This window comes from Streptomyces sp. NPDC046870 (assembly GCF_040704595.1).
GTDB lineage: Bacteria > Actinomycetota > Actinomycetes > Streptomycetales > Streptomycetaceae > Streptomyces > Streptomyces argyrophylli.
Genome location: NZ_JBEYXM010000010.1, coordinates 144,566 through 164,485 on the forward strand (window position 1 = coordinate 144,566; position 19,920 = coordinate 164,485).

Below are 19,920 nucleotides of genomic sequence, written 5' to 3' on the forward strand. Positions count from 1 at the left end.
CGGCCTGAGCCGGTTCGGGTCAGCGGCGCGCCGGTCCGCTGCCGATGGGCAGGCGGTAGAGCACGTACGGCTTGCGGCGGAGGTCGGTGCCCCCGTTGTAGGCGGCCTGGCGGTTGAGCTGATTGGCGACGACGTAGAGCTTGTGGTCGTAGCCGACGGAGAACGTGTCGGGCCAGCTGAGCCGCTCGTCCCGCACCAGCGTGTGGTAGGTGCCGTCGGTGTCGCGGCGGACGATGGCCTTGCGCTCGATGTCACCCGCGTACACGCGCCCCGCGCGGTCGGTCTCCAGGCCGTCGGACATCCCCTTCACCCCCAGGTCGTGCACCTCGATGGCGGTCTTCCGGGGACGGGTGAGGTCGCGGGTGCGCACCGCGTACAGCCGCCGGCTGGACAGCGGGCAGTAGTACAGCCACTCACCGTCGGGGCTCAGCGCGATGCCGTCCACGCCGATGCCGATGGGTGTCCCCGCGGACGTGCCGTCCGGGCGGTCGAGCAGGGGCCGGCCGTCGACCGTCGGCACGAAACCCGGCTCCGGCAGCGTCGACGGGGCGTCGTCCAGGTGCCGCCACGACTCGCCCGTGGCCAGGTTCACGACGATCAGCCCGTTCGGGCCGTCCGGTGTGGCGTCGGTGAGATAGGCGCAGCCGTGGACCAGGTCGAAGCGCACGTCGTTGACGAAGCTGCGCGGACCGGCCACCGACGCGGGGAGGACGATGGTGCGCACCACCGTGTCGGTGGCCAGGTCGACGGCCACCAGCTTGGGCCCGCCGTAGGGGGCGTCGGCCCACTCCACTCGGCCGGTGTCGACCACCCACAGCCGGTCGGCGGCGTCCACGACGACGCTCTGCACGCCCAGGAAGTGCCGCTCCGGGGCGGCCGTGTCAGGGGTGTTGATCTCCCGGTCCGGGTAGGCGACGGGCTTGCCGTGCCGGATCTCCGCCACGGTGAACGGCACCTCGTCGCCCCACCGGGGGAAGTTCACGAAGACACGGCCGCCTCGCGAGACCGTGACACCGGTCGGCATCGCGCCGTCGAACGTGGCCACCGTCTCCAACCGCGGCGCGTGCGGGTGCGCTTGCGGCGCACCGCCGCCCGGCCGCGGGGCGGCCTCCGCCCGTCCGGTGCCGACCGCCAGGGCCGCGCCCACGGCGAGTGGCACGGCAAGCACCGTACGCCGGTCCGGGCCCGTCGTCGAAGCGGGATGGGGGGTACGCATCAGGACTGGCTCCCAACTGTGCTGGGGCCTTCGCGAAGAAGGTCACCTCGGGTTGCGTTCCGCATCAGCCTGGTACCGCGGGCAAGATGAATCCAATGACTGGATGTGCTCGGCTCCATAGATTGCGTGCATGGCGGCCGTCACTGCGGACACTTCATGCGCCACGCCTATCGGAACGATGAAAACCATTCCTTGGACTCATGTGGCATCGCGAGCGCAAGATCGGGGCGTCCTCGGAAACAGGACGTCAACCGCCCTTACCACTGGAGTCCCGATGTCCGCATCCACCGTCCGTCCGGACCGGTCCGCCGGCGCCGCGCGCCGCGCCCGGGCCAGGCTCCCGCTCAACGCCTTCGGCATCTCCTTCGGCCTGTCCGGGCTGGCGGGGACCTGGACGGCCGCAGCCGGCCTCGGGGCACCGCGGTTGATCGGGACCGCCCTCTGGCTGGTGGCCGCGACCGCGTGGCTGGTCACCGTGCTGCGCTACGCCGCGGCCGGACTCGGACCCCACGAGGTCGCCGACGATCTGCGCCATCCCGTTCTCGGCCCGTTCGCCGCCCTCGTGCCCGCCGCCGCCTCACTGATGTCGGCCCGGCTTGCCGTGTCGTTCCCCCTGGTGGGGAGCGGGCTGGTGTGGGTCGTGGTGGCCCTCGGCGCCGGCTTCGGCGCCTGGTTCGTCGCCAGGCTGCTGACCGTGCCGCGCGACCCGGCGACGCTGCACGGCGGTCATCTGCTGCCCACGGTCGCGGCGTCCCTGATCTCGGCCCAGTCCGTCGCGACGATCGGTCACCCCGGTGCGGCGAAGGTGTTGTTCGCCGCAGGCATCCTGTTCTGGCTGCTGACGGGGAGCCTGCTGCTGGCCCGCTTCGCGACCGGCCCCGCACTCCCGCGGCCGCTGCTGCCGACCCTGGCGATCTTCTCGGCGCCGCCCGCCGTCGCGGGCAACGCCTGGTGGGTGATCACCGGGGGCCGGCCCGGAACGGTGCACGAGATCCTGCTCGGCACGATGGCCGCCCTGCTCCTGCCCCAGCTCGTCCTGGTGAGGGACTACCTGCGGCTCCCCTTCGGCCTCGGTTTCTGGGCCCTCACCTTCACCACCGCTGCGAGTGCGACCTACGGGATACGGCTGCTGTCCCTCACCGCGGCGCCGTGGAGCACCCCGCTGGGCTGGGCCGTGGTCGCCGTCGCCACCGGTGTCGTCGGAGCCGTCGCCGTCCGCTCCCTGGCCCTGGTCCCCTTCCACCGGACGCGCCGTCACCACACCGGTCGCACTGCGCACCCGGCGACGGCGGCCTGCTGAAGCGCGGCACCGGGTGTCCGACGGGCCTGGGCGAGCGCACCACTTCAGTCCGGCCGGCACGTTGCCAGGTGGTCCGGATGGCCGTGCCGGCCCAGGTAGCCCTCTCCGACCGTGGTGACGGCGCCCGGGGGGAGGGTGGCGCAGTAGCCGGTCGCCCCGTCCTGGTAGGTCACGAAGACGCTGACGGTGTCGTCGCAGTCGTTGGCGGCGGTGGTGTAGCGCCAGCTCTCGTACATCGCCACGCAAGCCGGGGCGGCAGGCGGGGGCACCTCGCTTCCCGCGAAGGCGGGTGCGGCCAGGCCGAGCGACCGTCACCGGTGCACAACGGCCGGAGAGTTGTCCGACCCCGGGGATGAGGCTTCAACCTTTTCGGTGAGCTCGGCCCGGTGCGTGCCGTCCGGCCAGGTCGTCGGCCCGGACGGCCGGACGGGGTCCCCAGGTCTGCAAGGCCTCCCGGCGTCGGCCGGCGGCGATGTGGCCGGTTGGGGACGGTGACGGCGGGCCCGCGGGCCGGGCGCTGTCGCACGTGCGGCGGTACGGCGTTCGATGCACGCTGGTGGTGGAGAGAAGCGGACCCCTCGCCGGGTGCCGGCTGCGGTCGGCGGGCGGCAGCGGGAAGGAAGTGTGATGGAGATCGAAGGATCGGCCGCCCTGGTGACCGGGGCGAACCGCGGCATCGGCCACGCGTTCGCCCGCGCGCTGATCGCACGGGGAGCGGCGAAGGTCTACGCCGGTGTCCGCGATCCGGCGAGCGTGAGCGACGAGGACCTGATCGCGCTGCGTCTGGACGTCACCGCGCCGGAGGAGGTCGCCGCGGCGGCAGAGGCCGCCGACGACGTCACCATCGTGATCAACAACGCGGGCGTCGGAGGTTTCGACACCAAGCTGCTGACGGGCTCCTTCGACGGCGCGCGCGAGGCGATGGAGATCAACTACTTCGGCACCTGGGCCGTCTCCCGTGCCTTCGCCCCGGTTCTGGCCCGCAACGGCGGCGGCGCACTGGTCAACATGCTGTCGGCCGCGTCATGGGCCTCCCGGCCGGACTATCCCGGGTACGCGGCCTCCAAAGCGGCCCAGTGGTCCTTGACGGGCGCGCTGCGGGAGGGCCTGCGCGAGCAGGGGACCCTCGTGATCGGGGTCCACGCCGGTTTCGTGGAGACCGGCCTCAGCTCCTTCACGGACGCGTCGAAGATCAGTGTGGAGGACGTCGCCGAGCAGACCATGGACGCGCTGGCGCACGACCGGGCCGAGGTCCTCACCGACGAGCGGACCCGGCAGGTCAAGAGCGCCCTGTCACAACCGGTCGAACGGTGAGGGGTCCCGTGCGGCGCCGACCGGGAAGCGGCACCCGGGTCAGAATCGGCCCGCCCCCCGGTACAGCTCCAGTTCGCCGTCCAGTTCGACGGCGAGGACGGTGGCGTGCGGGTCGAGGTCGGACTCGGCCGGCGGGTCGATCCACAGCACCCCGACCGCCTCGTGGAGTCCGCCGATCACCCGGTGGCCCAGTTCGGTACCGGTGCCGAGGACGGTGACCCTGTTGACCTTGGTGACCAGGCCCCGGACGCCGATCTCGGCGCGCGGGGCGTCGAACACGGTGAGGTAGAGGGTGCGCCGGTCGGGAGAGAGGGTGCTGGGACCGTAGTGGTGCCCGGCCGGCAGGCCGCGCACGGTGCCGTACACCGCCTCCGCGTGTCTGCGGATCCACTCCCCCAGCCCTTCCAGCCGCTCGACCTGCGGCCGCGGGATGGTGCCGTCCTCCATGGGACCGACGTCGAGCAGCAGGTTGCCGCCGCCGCCGATGGTCTCGGTGAAGTAGCGGATCAGCTGGGCGAGTGACTTGTGGTTGTGGTCGTGGTGCTGGTAGCCCCACGAGTCGTTGATCGTCAGGCACAGTTCCCAGGGGCCGTCCGGGGGTACGACGGGGGCGCCCTGTTCGGGGGTGGCGTAGTCGCCCTCGCCGAGCATGCGTGCGTTGAAGACGACGTGCGGGACGTAGGAGCGGATGAGCGCGGCCAGTTCGGGGATGCGCCACTGCTCCTCGCTGCGCTCCCACTCGCCGTCGAACCACATCAGGTCCGGCCGGTAGCGGGAGGCCAGCTCCCGTACCTGGCCGTCCCGGTAGGCGATGAACCGCTCCCAGGCGTCCAGGTCCTCGTCCTCGGCGGCCACTTCCGAGTAGCGGTTGTCCTCCAGCTCCGGCGGGCGGCCCGGCTTGCGGGTGCTGGCGTAGTCGGGGTGGTTCCAGTCGGAGTGCGAGTAGTACAGGCCGACCTTCAGGCCCCTTTCGCGCAGCGCGTCGGCGTACGGGCCGACGTAGTCCCTGCCGAGGCCGAGGTCGCCGTACGCCGTGTCCCACAGGGCGACGCCGTCGTGGTGGCGGCTGGTCAGGACGGCGTACCCGGCGCCCGCGCGGGCGAACAGGTCCGCCCACGCCCGGGGGTCGTAGCGGGCGCCGGTGAAGCGCTCCAGCTGGGACATGTACCGGTCGTGCGGCACGATGTCGTCGTAGAAGGACCAGGACTCCTGGACCCCGTCGACGGCGTAGATGCCCCAGTGCACGAAGATTCCCAACTTGGCGTCGGTGAACCAGGGTTGCATCGCCATCGGTCAGCTCCTGCGCAGGCGGAGGGTGAGGATCTGGAAGGGGCGCAGCTGGACGGGCACGGTGTCGCCGTCGGTGGCGGCGTCCTCAAGGGGGCGCTCCAGCAGGTCGGTGACCTGGGCGGCGGCCAGGGGGAAGCCGGTGCGCAGGAGGCCCCGGGCGCGGCCGCCGCGGGACTCGTAGAGGCGGACCACGACATCGCCGGAGGAGTCGTCGGCGAGCTTGACCGCCTCGACGGTCACTCCTTCGCCGTCCACGGAGACGACGGGCCGCGGCTCGCCCGCGGCCTCGGCGACCCGCAGCGGCAGGTTGAGGGCGTAGCCCTCGGCGACCGCGTCCGCGATGCTCGCGCCGGGCAGGAGGGAGTAGGTCAGGCGGTGCCGGCCCTGGTCGGCCCCCGGGTCCGGGATGCGCGGGGCGCGGACCAGGGAGAGGCGGACGGTGGTCGTCGTACCGCCGTCCTCGCGGACCGTGCGGGAGACGTCGTGGCCGTACGTCGAGTCGTTGATGACGGCGACGCCGTAGCCGGGCTCCGCGATGTGCAGCCAGCGGTGCCCGGAGACCTCGAAACGGGCCGCCTCCCAGCTGGTGTTGGTGTGGGTGGGCCGTTGGACGTGGCCGAACTGGATCTCGGCGGAGGAGTGCGGGGCGCGGATGTCCACCGGGAAGCCGGCCTTGAGGAACTTCTCGGCCTCGTGCCAGTCGATGTCCGTCTCGAAGTCGATCCGGGGGCTGCCGGCCCGGAGGGTGACCGTCTGCGTGATCTTCGAGCCGTTGCCGAAGGAGCGGCTGACCCGGATCGCGCCGAGCAGCGGGTCCTGTTCGACGACCGTGATCTCCGAGGGGTCCAGCAGGTCCGTGTAACGGTTCCTGTAGTGCTTGTCGACGTCCCAGGCGTCCCAGTAGTTCGGCAGGTCGGTGTGCAGGCGCAGCAGGTTGCCCTGGCCGGCGAGGACCTCGCGGCCGGCCCGCAGGTCGTACACGGAGGACAGGGTGCCGTCGTCCGCGATCCGCACGCGCACCAGGCCGTTGTCGAGGACCCGGCCGTCGACCGTCACCGGCCGCGGAGCCTCGGCGCCGCCCGTCAGGGGCGCGCTGCCGCTCGCCGGGACCTCGACGTACACCGGCGTACCCGCGCCGTCGCGGACGACCTCGGCGCGGGCGTAGGGGCTGGTGTTGAAGACCCGGGCGGTGCCGGTGCCCAGCGCGGCGATCGCCTCGGCGGTCAGCGCCTCCAGTTCCCCGGCGACGCGCGCGTACTCGGCCTCGGCCTCGCGGTGCACCCAGGCGATCGAGGAGCCCGGCAGGATGTCGTGGAACTGGTGGAGCAGGACGGTCTTCCAGAGCCGGTCCAGCTTGTCGTGCGGGTACCGGTAGCCGGGCGCGTGCAGGGCGGCGGTCGTGGCCCACAACTCCGCCTCGCGCAACTTGTGTTCGCTGCGCCGGTTGCCCTGCTTGGTGCGGGCCTGGGAGGTGTAGGTGGCGCGGTGCAGCTCCAGGTAGAGCTCGCCGACCCAGACCGGTGCGTCCTCGTACTCGGCACGGGCCTTGGCGAAGAAGGCGTCCGGGTGCTCGATCTCGACCCGCGGGGAGCCCTCCAGGTTCCTCAGGCGCCGGGCGCGCTCCATGATCTCGCGGGTGGGGCCGCCGCCGCCGTCGCCCCAGCCGAACGGGGCCAGCGACCGGGTCGCGGCGCCCTTCTCGGCGTAGTTGCGGACGGCGCGGGCCATCTCCTCGCCGCTGAAGCAGGCGTTGTAGGTGTCGACCGGCGGGAAGTGGGTGAAGATGCGGGTGCCGTCGATGCCCTCCCACCAGAAGGTGTGGTGGGGGAACTTGTTGGTCTGGTTCCAGGAGATCTTCTGGGTGAGGAACCACTCGTTGCCGGCCAGCTTGGCGAGCTGCGGGTAGGCCGCGTTGTAGCCGAAGGAGTCGGGCAGCCAGACGCCCTTGGTCTCGATGCCGAAGTGCTCGATGAAGAACCGCTTGCCGTGCACGAACTGGCGGGCGACGGCCTCGCCGCCGGGCAGGTTGCCGTCGGCCTCCACCCACATGCCGCCGACCGGCGCCCACTGGCCCTTCTTGACCGACTCCTGGATGCGGGCCCACACGCGCGGGTGGTTGTCGCGCACCCACTCGTACTGCTGGGCCTGTGAGCAGGCGAAGACGAACTCCTCGTACTCGTCCGCCAGCGAGGTGACGTTGGAGAAGGTCCGGGAGGTCTTGCGCTTGGTCTCGCGGATCGGCCACAGCCAGGCCGAGTCGATGTGCGCGTGGCCCACGCCGGAGATGCGGTGGGCGCTCGCGTGCGCCGGTTTCGACAGCACCGGCTTCAGGGCCTCGCGGACGGCGGGTGCCGAGCCGGAGACGTCGTCCAGGTCGAGCAGGTCCAGCGCGTGGTCGAGGGCGTGCGTGATCTCGTGCCGGCGCGGGTCGTGCTCGCCCAGCTCCACCATCAGCTCACGGAGCACCTGAAGGTCCAGGTCGAGGTGCCAGACCTCTTCGTCGAGGACGGCGATGTCGGCGCGCCTGAAGGTGTAGAGCGGCTTGTCGCCGGCCGTCAGGACGTCGCCGAGCGGGGTCGGGGCCGCGAAGTCGCCCGCGAGGATGTCCGGGTTGGAGGCGGCCTCCAGCAGGTACTCGACGGCCTCGCCGCCGGTCGCCGGGTGGGCGATCGGCACGTACTGGTTGAGCGGGTTGACCGCCTTCAGCGGGGTCCCGTCGGTGAGGTGGACGAGGGCCTCGGCCTGGTTGCCGGGCCAGTCGCCCACGAAGCCGAGGTCGATGACGGCCTCGACGCGGCGGCCCGCGAACTCGGCGGGCACCCGGCCGTGCAGCCGGAACCAGGTGGTGCCCCAGGGCGGCCCCCACGGGGTGCCCGTGGCGAACGGCTCGTACGGGGCGGCGGCGGCCTCCTCGAAGGGCACCGGCTCCCCGGGGGCCTGCCAGGCCGCCACCTCGAAGGGGACGGTGGCCGCGTGGACCGCGGGCTTGATGCGCTGGGTGTGGAGGCGCTCTGCGCGCTCCTCGATCCGGCGGCGTTCGTCGTGCATGGAGGTCTCCAGAAGAGGGCGGGAAGCACCGGCTGAGCGGACCGGCGTGATCCAGACGAGAGGCCCTAGGTGAGGTAGGCCAGGCCGGGGTGGACCGCGGTGTAGCCCTCGACCAGGCGGCGGGCGACGTTGACCGAGTCGACCAGCGGGTGCAGCGCGAACGCCTTCACGGCCGTCGCGCGGGAGCCGGACTCGGCGGCCGCGAGCACCTCGCGCTCGACGGCCTTCACAGCGCAGACGAGGCCGGTGGCGTGGCCGGGCAGCGGGTCGACGGCGACCGGGTGGGCGCCGTTGGCGTCGACGAAGCAGGGCACCTCGATGACGGCCTCGCCGTCGAGCACCGACAGGGTGCCTCGGTTGCGGACGTTGAGGATCAGGGTGGTGCGCTCGTCGCGGGCGATGGCGCGCATCAGGGCGAGGGCGACCTTCTCGTAGCCGCCGGAGAGGTCGTCGGCGTCGCGTTCGCCGGCGCCCGCGGTCTCGCGGTTCTCGGCCATGTAGGTCGCCTCGCGCTCGGCGCGGGTGCGGTTCCAGACGTCGAGGGCCTTCCGGTCCGGGTCCCCGACCTCCTGGTAGAAGCGTGCCTGCTGGTCGCGCAGGAAGGCGCCGCGGGTCTTCTCGGCCTGCTGGTAGGCGCGGACGGCCTCGCGGTTGAAGTAGTAGTAGTGCAGGTACTCGTTGGGGATCGCGCCGAGGGACCGCAGCCAGTCGGCGCCGAAGAGCTTGCCCTCCTCGAAGGAGCCGAGCAGGCCGGGGTCGGCGAGCAGGCGCGGGAGTTCGTCCCGGCCCGCGACGCGCAGACCGCGTACCCAGCCGAGGTGGTTGAGGCCGACGTAGTCGATCCAGGCCTCCCGCGGATCGGCACCGAGGACCCGGGCGATGCGGCGGCCGAGGCCGACCGGGGAGTCGCAGATGCCGATGACGCGGTCCCCGAGGTGGCGGGACATGGCCTCGGTGACCAGTCCGGCGGGGTTGGTGAAGTTGATGACCCAGGCGTCGGGGGCGAGGCGGGCCACCCGCCGGGCGATGTCGACGGCGACGGGGACCGTCCGCAGACCGTAGGCGATCCCGCCCGCGCCGACCGTCTCCTGGCCGAGGACGCCCTCGTCCAGCGCGACCCGCTCGTCGTCCGCGCGGCCCTCCAGGCCGCCGACGCGGATCGCGGAGAAGACGAAGTCGGCGCCGCGCAGGGCCTCGTCCAGGGACGTGCTGACGGTCACGGCCGGGGCGTCGGCCACGGTCGACGCCTGCTCGGCCAGCACACGGGCGACCGCCCGCAGCCGGCCGTCGTCGAGGTCGTGCAGGACGACCTCGGTCACCCGCCCTTCGCCGCGGTCCGTCAGCAGTGCCCCGTACACCAGGGGCACCCGGAATCCGCCGCCGCCCAGGATCGTCAGTTTCACGTCCGCACCTCTCCTGCTCCTGTCATGACCACCTCGACGCCGGCCTCCTCCAGGGAGGACCGGGTCGCCGGGTCGATGGGGGCGTTGGTCACCACGATGTCCAGGTGCTCTGGACCGCACACCTTCGCCATGCCCGTACCCGGGAACTTGGCCGCGTCGGCGAGCAGCACGACCTTGTCGCTCGCGTCGATCATGGCCCGCTTGACCGGCACCTCCACGACCGTCGTGTCCATCACCTGTCCGCCCGGGCGGACCCCGCTGGTGCCGAGGAACAGCCAGTCGGCGTGCAGCTGGCGCAGGTTGTCCTCGGTGAGGAAGCCGACCAGGGACCGGTACTCGCGCCGGACCATGCCGCCGAGCAGCACCAGTTCGATGCCCTCGTCGTCGGCGAGCTCCTCGTAGACCACCAGGTTGCTGGTGATGACCGTGAGGCGGCGGCCGTGCAACTGGCGGGCCAGCCGGTAGGCGGTGGTGCCGATGTCGAGCAGCACCGACTGGCCGTCGGCGACCATGGCCGCCGCGCGCTCCGCTATGGCGTCCTTCTCGGCCACGCGCACCTCGGCGACCTCGGCGAAGGGCTGGTCGCCCTCCTCCACGACCGCGCCGCCGTGCACCCGCGTGAGCAGCCCGTCCTCCTCCAGCTTGACGAGGTCGCGCCGGATCGTGGCGGGGCTCACGCCCAACTGCTCGGAGAGATCGGTCACGGCGGCGGGACCACCCGAGCGCAGGGCCCGCAGGATGAGTTGGTGTCGTCGTTCTGCCAGCACGACGTGAACACTACTCTTCATCTTCAATCAAATCCATGCTCACTTCTGCTCGACTATTGACCAATCTCGGTGAGCGGCGCACGATTCCGGTCATCGAAATTGACGCGTTCTGACGAGAGGGTGGCGTGTGGACGACGACAGGCCCGATGTGCTGCTGACCGGGCTGCTCTTCTACGACCTCGTCCTCACGGGGCTCGCGAAGCCGCCGACACCGGGCGAGGAGATCTGGACGGCCGGCATGGGCTGCGGCCCCGGCGGGATCGCGAACCTCGCGGTGGCCGCGTCCCGGTTCGGTCTGCGCACCTCGCTGGCCACGGTCTTCGGCGACGACTTCTACGGCGCGCACTGCCGGGAGGTGCTGCGCGACCAGGAGGGCGTCGACCTCTCGCTGTCCCGCACCGCGGAGGGCCGGCCCACCCCGGTCACCGTCTCCCTCGCACACGGCGGCGACCGCGCCCTCGTCACCCACGGCCAGGAGCCGCCGTACTCGCAGGACGCGCTGATGGGCGACCCGCCCGAGGCGCGCACCGCCCTGGTGCACCTCGAGGCCGAGCCCCGCGAGTGGATCGCCAAGGCGGCCGCGAACGGCACCCGCGTCTACGCGGACGTCGGCTGGGACCCCACCCAGCAGTGGTCCCGCGACCTCCTCGACCAGCTCGCGCTGTGCCACGCCTTCCTCCCCAACGAGCACGAGGCCATGGCCTACACCCGCACCGACACCGCGGCCGCCGCGCTGCGCGCCCTCGCGGAACTGGTCCCGGTGGCGGTGGTGACGCGCGGCGGTCACGGCGCGGTGGCCGTCGACCAGACGACCGGCGAGTACGCGGAGGTGCCGGCCCTCGACGTGGACGTCCTCGACGCGACGGGCGCCGGGGACGTGTTCGGGGCGAGCTTCGTCGCCGCCTCGCTGGGCGGCTGGCCGCTGACGGAACGGCTGCGGTTCGCCGTCCTCGCCGCCGGACTGTCCGTCCAGCACCACGGCGGCGCACTCGCCGCCCCCGGCTGGTACGGCGTCGACCGCTGGTGGCGCCGCGCGCTCACCGACCCCGGCCTGGCGAGTGCCTACGGCTTCCTCGCGGACCGGCTTCCGGCCGACCCCGGACCACCGGTGCGGTACGCCCCCGTCACTCCCCCCGCACCGCACGGCTGACCCCACCCCACGCTCATGCGAAGTCACGAAAAGATCCGAAAGGCGGTGGGAGCAGTGCGGCTCTCACGTAGAGGCCTGCTGCGCGCGGGCCTGGCCGGCACGGCCGCCACGGCGCTCGGCGGCCTGGCGTCCGGCTGTGCCGTCCCGACCGGTTCCACCGGCCGGAACATGGTCCTGTGGTACTGGGACGGCGGTCTCGGCGACACGGTCGTGCGGAAGGCGAAGGCCCGCTACGACGCGAACGTCGACCTCCAGGCCATCAAGATCGGCGGCTACTACCGGTCGAAACTGCTCACCACCATGACCGGCCGCGCCCACATCCCCGACATCGCGGGCCTCAAGGGCGAGGACATGGCGTCCTACCTGCCCGACGCCGACCAGTTCGTCGACCTCAGGACCCTGGGCGCCGACACGTACAGGAGCCGGTACCTGCCGTGGAAGTGGGAGCAGGGTCTCGCCGACGACGGCACGATGGTCGGCTTCCCGATCGACTGCGGGCCGGTCGCGCACTTCTACCAGTACACCGTCTTCCGCGAGGCGGGGCTGCCCTACGAACCCGACGACGTCTCCCGTGAGCTGAACACCTGGGAGAAGTTCTTCGCGGCCGGCGAGCAGCTCAGGAAGCGGATCCCGGGGACCTGCCTGCTCACCGACATCACGTCCGTCTTCACCAACGTGGTGCAGCAGGGCGGCAAGCGGTACGTCGACAAGGACCGGCACTTCATCGGCGACCAGGCGCATGTGCGCGACGCCTGGGCGCTGGCGGTGGAGGCCAAGCAGCGGAAGATCGTGTCCGACCTGGTCACCGGCACACCGGACCAGCTGTCGGCCGTGCAGGACGGCAAGCTGCCCAGCCAGCTCGGTGCCTCCTGGGCCACGTACGACCTCAAGAGCGGGGTGCCGAAGACCAAGGGCAAGTGGCGCGTGGCGCAGATGCCGGTCCGGCCCTCCAACAGCGGCGGATCGTTCCTGTCGATCACCAGGGCGTGCCGGGAGCCCGAGCAGGCGTTCCAGATCATCACCTGGATCCTGGACGCCGCCAACCAGGCCCAGGGGTACGTCGACGCGGGACTGTTCCCCTCCACCCCCGCCACGTACGAGATGAGGCAACTGCGGGAGCCGGACCCCTTCTTCGGCGGTCAGGTCACCACCGACGTCTTCGGGCCCGCCGCGCAGAAGATCGCGGTCGCCTACAACAGCCCCTACGACGTGGCGCTCTCGCAGCCCATCCTCGACGAGATCAAGAACGTCGGCGTCCTCGGCAAGGACCCGGACAAGGCCTGGAGCGACGCCATGAGCAAGTGCCGCCGGATCGCCGAACACCTGGGGGTGAGCCACTGATGGCCACCGCACTCGAGAAGCCCGCACCGACCGTGGCAAGCCTGCCGGCCGGCCGCCCCCGCACGGGTCTGCGCCGGTACTGGCACCTCTACGCCGCGATCTCCCCGTTCTACCTCCTCTTCCTCTGTTTCGGCCTGATACCGGTCGGCTTCTCGCTCTACGTCTCCCTGCACCGCTGGGACGGCCTCGGCTCGATGGAGTGGGCGGGCCTGTCGCAGTACCAGTACCTGCTGAGCGACGGCGACTTCTGGCAGTCGGTCGGGAACACGATCGTCATCTGGGCGCTGGCCACCTTCCCCATGATCTTTCTGGCGATGGTGACGGCCGTGATGCTGAACTCGGCGGTCCGCTTCAAGAACGTCTACCGCTTCGCCTACTTCCTGCCCAACGTCACCTCGGTGGTGGCCGTCGCGATCGTCTTCGGCTCGGTCTTCTCCACCAACTTCGGCCTGGTCAACGCCCTCTTGCAGGCGGTCGGCCTCGATCAGGTGGCGTGGCTGAACACGCCGTGGGGCATCAAGATCGCCGTCGCCACGCTGATGACCTGGCAGTGGACCGGCTACAACGCGATCATCTTCCTGGCCGGCCTCCAGACCGTCCCGGGCGAGCTGTACGAGGCGGCCCGCATGGACGGCGCCGGTCCGGTGCAGACCTTCTTCCGGATCACGCTGCCGATGCTGCGCCCCGTGCTGCTGTTCGTGCTCGTCGTGTCCACGGTCACCGGCCTGCAGAGCTTCTCCGAACCGCAGGTGCTGCTGCAGAACACCGCCAACGAGTCCACGTTCTCCGGCGGCCCCGGCCACGCGGGCCGGACGATGGTCCTCTACTTCTTCCAGCAGACCTTCGACAACAACGACTTCGGCTACGGAGCCGCCGTGGCGTGGGGCGTCTTCCTCGTCGTCATCCTCTTCTCGATCATCAACTGGCGCCTGGTGCAGCGCCGGGGCGAAGACTAGGAAGGCCCATCACCATGGCATCCATCCAAGGAACCCGCCGGCCCAGGCGCATACAGGGGACCCGCACCCGGGGCATCGCCCTGCACGCCGTACTCGTCGTCGGTCTGCTGCTGTCGGCCTTCCCGTTCTACTGGGCCGTCGTCATGTCGACGCACACGTCGTCGGAGATATTCGCCTATCCGCCGAAGCTGCTGCCGGGCTCGCACTTCCTGGAGAACGTCCGCAACCTCTTCCACAGCGTCGCCTTCTTCGGCTCGATGTGGAACTCGCTGCTGGTGGCGGGCTCGGTGACCTTCCTGGTCCTGTTCTTCGACTCGCTGGCGGCCTTCGTCTTCGCCAAGTTCGACTTCCCCGGCAAGAACGCGCTGTTCGCGCTGCTGATGCTCATCTTCATGGTGCCGGCGCAGCTGTCCGCCATCCCGCAGTTCGTGATCATGGCGAAGCTGGGCTGGATCGGCACGATGACCTCGCTGATCGTGCCCGCCGCGGCCAACGCGTTCGGCATCTTCTGGATGCGCCAGTACATGAGGGGCGCCATCCACGACGAACTCCTCGACGCCTCCCGCATCGACGGCGCGAACTTCCTGCGCCAGTACTGGCACGTGGCCCTGCCGGTGGTCCGGCCCGGCCTGGCCTTCCTCGGCATCTTCACCTTCATGGGCCAGTGGAACGACTACGCCTGGCCCCTGATCGCCCTCACCAACCCGGACAACGTCACCCTCCAGGTGGCCCTGTCCCAGCTCAACGGCACGCACGGCACCACCGACTACGGCATCGTCGTGACCGGCGCGCTCCTCGCCCTCATCCCGCTGCTGATCGTCTTCGCGATCGGCGCCAAGCAGATCATCGGCGACCTCGGCAAGGGGGCCATCCGTTGACGGACCCACTCCTGGCACTGCGCCCCTGGCAGGCACCGGAGGTGACCTCCTGGGGGCGGCTGCCCATGAACGCCGTCGACCGGCGCTCCGGCGCCCTCTGCCTGGACGGCGACTGGCGCTTCCAGCTGCTGCCGACACCGGAGGCGACGGTCGACGGCACCTGGTCGACGGCACACGTCCCGGGCGCGTGGACCATGCAGGACACCGACGACCTGCCGCAGTACACGAACGTCCGCATGCCGTTCGCACAGTTCCCTCCGCTGGCGCCCGCCGCCAATCCCACCGGTGTGTACGAACGACACGTGGACGTCCCCGCCGACTGGGCCGGCCGCCGGATCGTCCTGCAGGTCGGGGCCGCCGAGAGCGTGCTGCTGGTGCACGTCGACGGACGGCCCGTCGGGATCTCCAAGGACTCCCACCTGGCCGCCGAGTTCGACCTGACCGGCGTCGTACGCCCCGGGGAGCCCTCGGTCGTACGGCTGACGGTGGTCAAGTGGTCCGACGCCTCGCACATCGAGGACCAGGACCAGTGGTGGCACGGCGGGATCACCCGGTCCGTGCTGCTGTACACGACCGATCCCCTGCACCTCGCGGACGTGAGCGTACGGGCACGCCGGGACGGCGACCTGCGCGTGGACTGCCTGGTGCGCAACGCGGCGGGCGACGGGGCGCTGCCCGAGGGCTGGTACGTCACCGGTGACCTGGACGGCGATCCCCTCGCCCAGGACGCCGGGTTCGACCGGCTCAACGCCGAGGACGAACGGGTCTCCGACTTCCTGGGCGAGGCCCGTATCCACGCCGTCGTGCCCGGGGTGCGCACCTGGAACGCGGAGCAGCCCGAGCTGTACGGGCTGACCGTCCGGCTGCACCGGCCGGACGGCACGGTCGCCGACTCCTCGCACCACCGCATCGGCTTCCGGGACGTCGGCATCGTCGGCCGGGACCTGCTGGTCAACGGCGAGCGGGTCTTCATCCGCGGCGTCAACCGGCACGACTTCCACCCGCTGACCGGGCGCACGGTGTCGTACGACGACATGCGCGCGGACCTGGTGCTGCTGAAGCGGTTCGGCTTCAACGCGATCCGCACCTCCCACTACCCGAACGACCCGTGGCTGTACGACCTCGCCGACGAACTGGGCTTCTACGTCGTCGACGAGGCCGACATCGAGTCCCACGACCACGCCCACGAGATCGCCGACGACCCGCGCTACCTCAACGCCTTCGTGGACCGCGTCGCGCGCATGGTGCTGCGCGACAGGAACCACCCCTCGGTCATCGTCTGGTCGCTGGGCAACGAGTCCGACTACGGCGCCAACCACGACGCGGCGGCCGGCTGGGTGCGCCGGCACGATCCCACCCGGCCGATCCAGTACGAGGGCGCGGCCAAGCGCGGCTGGGCGGACCCGGACGTGGCATCCGACATCGCCTGCCCCATGTACGCGCCGCTGGAGGACTGCCTGGACCACGCGCTGTCCGGGCGGCAGACCAAGCCGCTGATCCAGTGCGAGTACTCGCACGCGATGGGCAACAGCAACGGCACGCTGGCCGACCACTGGGCCGCCATCGAGGCCACCGCGGGCCTTCAGGGCGGGTTCATCTGGGAGTTCCGGGACCACGGAATCCTCCAGCGCGTGAGCGACGGCAGGCCGGTCGGGCGCGCGGGCGCCGGACTGTACGGCAACGGTGTCGCCGCGCCCGGCCACCGCTGGGCGTACGGCGGTGACTTCGGCGAGGCCCTGCACGACGGGGCGTTCGTCGCGGACGGGATCGTCTTCCCCGACCGCACCCCCAAGCCCGCGATGTACGAGCACCGGGAGATCGCGGCACCGGTCCGCATCCGGTCCTTCCGGCACGAGGGCGTCGTCCTCGCCAACCACCAGCACTTCCGCGGCCTGGACTGGCTGACCGGCACCTGGGAGCTGGCGCTGGCCAACGGCCGTACCCTGACCGGTCCGGCCGAACTGCCCGGTCTGCGGCCGGGCGAGACCGCGGCCGTACCGCTGCCGTTCGCGGTGCCGGCCGACGGCGGCGAGGCATGGCTGACGCTGCGGGTGACGACGGCCGAGGACCAGTCCTGGGCACCGGCCGGTACGGAGGTGTGCACGCCCCGGATCCGGTTGCGGGCGGCGGACGCCCCGAGGCAGCCGGCCGTGGCCGGACCGGCCGTCGACGTGGACCCCGAGGGGCTGCTGCGCCACCCGCTGCTGACCGCCGCCCCGACGCTGTCACTGTGGCGGGCGCCCACCGACAACGACGAGCTGGGCGGGATGGCGGCGCGCTGGCGCGCCTGGGGCCTGGACCGGCTGGTGCGTACGGTGGTCTCGGTCCGCCGGGACGGCGAACGGGTGACCGTCGAGGCCGCATACGCCTGCACGCTCGGAGCGGTACGGCACCGGCAGACGTTCACGCCCGTCGAGGGCGGCGTCCGGGTCGACGAGTCGGCCGAACTGCCCGAGGAGTTCCACGACGTGGCCCGGGTCGGCTCGGTCTTCGAGACGGTGGCCGGGCTCGACCGGATGGAGTGGTTCGGACAGGGCCCCTGGGAGTCGTACCCGGACCGGGCCGCCGGGGCACCGGTCGGCCACCACGCGCTGCCCGTCGACGACCTGTTCACCCCGTACCTGCGCCCCCAGGAGAGCGGCGGCCGGCACGGCGTGCGGCGGTTCACGCTGTCGTCTCCCGGCGCGACCGGACTCGCGGTCGAGCTGGACGAGCCCCGCCAGGTCTCCGTCACCCGCTACCGCGCCGAGGACCTCGCCGCCGCCGCGCACCACGACGAACTCACACCGCGGGCCGGCTGTGTGGTCCACATCGACGCCGCGCACCGGGGCCTCGGTACGGCCTCCTGCGGCCCCGACACCTTCCCCGCCTACCTCGTCGCACCGGGGGTGCACCGCTGGAGCTGGACCCTGCGCACCGTATGAGTCCCCTGCGTGCCGGGGCGGATCGACGGGTACCGGCGTGTCGTGCTCTCGACGCGTACGAGGAGGAGCCATGCCCAACCGTCCCGAATCCCTTCACGCCGGGGGAACAGCCGTCGTGACCGGTGCCTCCTCGGGCATCGGTGCGGCCTACGCGCGTCGGCTCGCCGCCCAGGGCCACGATCTGGTCCTGGTGGCGCGTCGGGCGGAGCGTCTCCGCGCCCTCGCCGCGGAGCTGACCGGGCGGCACGACGTGCGCGTGGACACCGTCGTCGCGGATCTCAGCGAGGCCGGCGACCTGGACCGGGTCGCGCGGCGAGCCGCCGGGGACGACGTCGGGCTGCTGGTGAACAACGCGGGCATCAACGGCTACGGCCCCTTCGCCGAGACCGACGCGGCGCTGCTGGAGAAGGTGATGGCCGTGAACGTGGTGGCGCTCACCCGGCTCGCTCGTGCGGCCGTGCCGGGCATGCTGGCGCGCGGCCACGGCGCCGTGGTGAACGTGGCTTCCACCCTCGCCTTCGCCGGTTCGCTCCCGCCGGGCCCGCTGCCGGTGCGGGCGGTCTACGCGGGGACCAAGGGCTACGTCGTCACCTTCAGCCGGACCCTCGCCGCGGAGCTGGACGGGGCGCCGGTCCGTGTCCAGGTGCTGTGCCCCGGGCTGACCGCGACCGAGTTCCACCTCACCCAGGGACAGGATCCGGTACCCGGTGACGCGGCACGCGTGCACGACGACGGAGGCATGCCCGCCGAGGACGTGGTGACCGCTTCCTTGAGGGCCCTGGAAACCGGCGAGGTCGTGTGCGTGCCCGGCCTGGTCGACGGCGAGGCGGTGGACCGCGTCGCCGCGGCGGAAGCGGCGCTCCGCGCCTCGGCCACCGGCACGCTCGCCCCGCGATACCTGTGACGACGGGCGGCGTCCGCGGTCCGGGAGCGGTCAGGCGGCGGTCTTCTTGCGGCGGCCGCGGGAGGCGAGCGCGTCGACGAGCTCCTCGCGGCTCATCCTCGACCGGCCGGGAACGTCCTGTTCGGTCGCCCGCCGGTACAGCTCCGCCTTGCTCAGCTTCTGCAGCTCCCGCTTGCCGCCCGCCCCGCGGCCGCGGGACCGCGCCGCCCCGGCCTCCTTCGGCGGAGCCTTCCGCGCCCGCGCCTTCGCCGACCCGCCCGCCGGGGACCGGGCGGCCGCCTTGCGCGGTGCGGCCTCCTCCTCGCGCCCGCCGGCGGGCTCCTCGCCACCCCGGCCGGACCGGGCGGCCTTCAGGCTGCCTTCGAGGACCTTCATCAGGTCGATCACGTTCGTCGCCTCCGGCGGCTCCTCGGCCGCCGCGATCTCCTGACCCTCGGCCTTCGCCTTCACCAGCTCGCGCACCTTCTCCTGGTAGGTGTCGCGGTAACGGGAGGGATCCCAGTCGGAGCTGAGCGCGTCGACCAGTTGCAGCGCCATGTCCAGCCGCTTGCCCCGCCCCGCCCGGCCGGAGGGAAGCTCGGGCAGCTCCCGGCCCGGGTCACGGACCTCGTCCGCCCAGTGCAGCGTCTGGAGCACCAGCACGTCGTCCTCCGCGCGCAACGCGGTCAGGTACTGCTTGTCGCGCATGACGAAGGTGGCGATCCCCGCCTTGTTCGTCTCCGCCAGCGCGGCGCGCAGCAGCTCGTAGACCTCGGCGTACTCCTTGCCGCGCGGGGCGATGTAGTAGGTGCGGTCGAAGTAGACCGGCTCGATCCGGTCGAGGTCGACGAAGTCGGTGATGTCGATGGTCTGCGAGCGGCCCGGCGCGATCTCGTCCAGCTCGTCCGGCTCGACCACGACGTACTGCCCCTCCTCCAGCTCGTAGCCCTTGACGATGTCACCGGTGCCGACCTCGTCACCGGTGCGCTCGTTCACCCGCTTGTTGCGGACCCGGTCCGAGGTGCCCCGCTGCAACTGGTGGAAGTGGACGGTGTGGTCCTCGGTCGCCGTGTAGAGGCCGACGGGGACGGTGACGAGCCCGAAGGTGATCACCCCTGACCAGATCGCCCGAGCCATGACCGTGCTCCGTCCCGTGTCGTCCAGCGCCCGTACTCCCCCCTGTGCTTCCACGCTCGCACCGCTGCCGCGCCCGCGCCCGCCCAGGCCGCGCGTCAGGCACCCGAACGGTCCTCGCGCGGTTCCTGTCGCACCGCCCAGCGGTGGTGAGCCGCCCCCGGGGGGTTCACGATGGAGGGAGCGGCGCACGGAAATCCACAAACGACCACCGCGCTCGACTGGTCGCCGCGGACATGCTCCTGCCCCTCCCGCACGGTTCGCCGCGAGTGCGCGGGCGGCCCCGACGGGTACCGGGTGGGGGCCTGCGGGCGGG

At 71.9% G+C, this 19,920-nt stretch carries 15 protein-coding genes; 8 read left to right on the top strand and 7 right to left on the bottom strand.

Annotation, left to right across the window (positions count from 1 at the left end):
• Positions 1 to 19 precede the first annotated feature (19 nt).
• Positions 20 to 1,159: an L-dopachrome tautomerase-related protein gene (locus AB0946_RS22680; protein WP_366762444.1), complete on the bottom strand. Its 1,140-nt coding sequence runs from the start codon at positions 1,157 to 1,159 to the stop codon at positions 20 to 22.
• Positions 1,160 to 1,490: 331 nt separating this feature from the next.
• Between AB0946_RS22680 and AB0946_RS22685 the strand changes: the two genes are divergently transcribed.
• Positions 1,491 to 2,516, top strand: a complete 1,026-nt coding sequence (locus AB0946_RS22685; protein WP_366762445.1) for a C4-dicarboxylate transporter — start codon at positions 1,491 to 1,493, stop codon at positions 2,514 to 2,516.
• 44 nt (positions 2,517 to 2,560) lie between these two features.
• Here AB0946_RS22685 and AB0946_RS22690 read toward each other — a convergent pair whose 3' ends face one another.
• Positions 2,561 to 2,785, bottom strand: coding sequence for a hypothetical protein (locus tag AB0946_RS22690; protein ID WP_366762446.1), 225 nt, complete (start codon positions 2,783 to 2,785; stop codon positions 2,561 to 2,563).
• Positions 2,786 to 3,143: 358 nt separating this feature from the next.
• On the opposite strand from AB0946_RS22690, the gene AB0946_RS22695 reads away from it, so the two are divergent.
• Entirely contained in the window at positions 3,144 to 3,830 is a 687-nt protein-coding gene (locus AB0946_RS22695; protein WP_366762447.1) for an SDR family oxidoreductase, read from the top strand.
• Positions 3,831 to 3,869: 39 nt separating this feature from the next.
• Here AB0946_RS22695 and AB0946_RS22700 read toward each other — a convergent pair whose 3' ends face one another.
• The 4 genes from AB0946_RS22700 to AB0946_RS22715 form a co-directional block, all read right to left on the bottom strand.
• On the bottom strand, positions 3,870 to 5,120 hold the full coding sequence (locus AB0946_RS22700; protein WP_366762448.1) for an alpha-L-fucosidase: 1,251 nt from the start codon (positions 5,118 to 5,120) through the stop codon (positions 3,870 to 3,872).
• A gap of 3 nt (positions 5,121 to 5,123) precedes the next feature.
• On the bottom strand, positions 5,124 to 8,168 hold the full coding sequence (locus tag AB0946_RS22705; protein ID WP_366762449.1) for a glycoside hydrolase family 38 C-terminal domain-containing protein: 3,045 nt from the start codon (positions 8,166 to 8,168) through the stop codon (positions 5,124 to 5,126).
• 65 nt (positions 8,169 to 8,233) lie between these two features.
• Positions 8,234 to 9,571, bottom strand: coding sequence for a 6-phospho-beta-glucosidase (locus AB0946_RS22710; RefSeq protein ID WP_366762450.1), 1,338 nt, complete (start codon positions 9,569 to 9,571; stop codon positions 8,234 to 8,236).
• Positions 9,568 to 10,338, bottom strand: coding sequence for a DeoR/GlpR family DNA-binding transcription regulator (locus tag AB0946_RS22715; RefSeq protein ID WP_366762560.1), 771 nt, complete (start codon positions 10,336 to 10,338; stop codon positions 9,568 to 9,570). Before AB0946_RS22715 ends, AB0946_RS22710 begins: the two co-directional genes overlap by 4 nt.
• A 127-nt stretch (positions 10,339 to 10,465) precedes the next feature.
• Between AB0946_RS22715 and AB0946_RS22720 the strand changes: the two genes are divergently transcribed.
• From AB0946_RS22720 to AB0946_RS22745, 6 genes are all read left to right on the top strand, one after another.
• Positions 10,466 to 11,488 (top strand): carbohydrate kinase family protein, encoded by a 1,023-nt coding sequence (locus AB0946_RS22720; RefSeq protein ID WP_366762451.1) that lies wholly within the window; start codon positions 10,466 to 10,468, stop codon positions 11,486 to 11,488.
• A 54-nt stretch (positions 11,489 to 11,542) separates the two neighbouring features.
• Positions 11,543 to 12,829 carry an extracellular solute-binding protein gene (locus AB0946_RS22725; RefSeq protein WP_366762452.1) on the top strand — a complete coding sequence of 429 codons (1,287 nt, stop codon included), beginning with the start codon at positions 11,543 to 11,545 and terminating at the stop codon, positions 12,827 to 12,829.
• Positions 12,829 to 13,785, top strand: a complete 957-nt coding sequence (locus tag AB0946_RS22730; protein WP_366762453.1) for a sugar ABC transporter permease — start codon at positions 12,829 to 12,831, stop codon at positions 13,783 to 13,785. The genes AB0946_RS22725 and AB0946_RS22730 overlap by 1 nt, the downstream gene beginning before the upstream one ends.
• 14 nt (positions 13,786 to 13,799) lie before the next feature.
• Positions 13,800 to 14,663 (top strand): carbohydrate ABC transporter permease, encoded by an 864-nt coding sequence (locus tag AB0946_RS22735; RefSeq protein ID WP_366762454.1) that lies wholly within the window; start codon positions 13,800 to 13,802, stop codon positions 14,661 to 14,663.
• A complete protein-coding gene (locus AB0946_RS22740) occupies positions 14,660 to 17,587 on the top strand; it encodes a glycoside hydrolase family 2 TIM barrel-domain containing protein (RefSeq protein WP_366762455.1) in 2,928 nt (975 codons plus the stop codon). The genes AB0946_RS22735 and AB0946_RS22740 overlap by 4 nt, the downstream gene beginning before the upstream one ends.
• 70 nt (positions 17,588 to 17,657) lie before the next feature.
• Positions 17,658 to 18,491, top strand: a complete 834-nt coding sequence (locus tag AB0946_RS22745) for an SDR family oxidoreductase (protein ID WP_366762456.1) — start codon at positions 17,658 to 17,660, stop codon at positions 18,489 to 18,491.
• Positions 18,492 to 18,521: 30 nt separating this feature from the next.
• Here AB0946_RS22745 and AB0946_RS22750 read toward each other — a convergent pair whose 3' ends face one another.
• A complete protein-coding gene (locus AB0946_RS22750) occupies positions 18,522 to 19,607 on the bottom strand; it encodes a Ku protein (RefSeq protein ID WP_366762457.1) in 1,086 nt (361 codons plus the stop codon).
• Positions 19,608 to 19,920 lie beyond the last annotated feature (313 nt).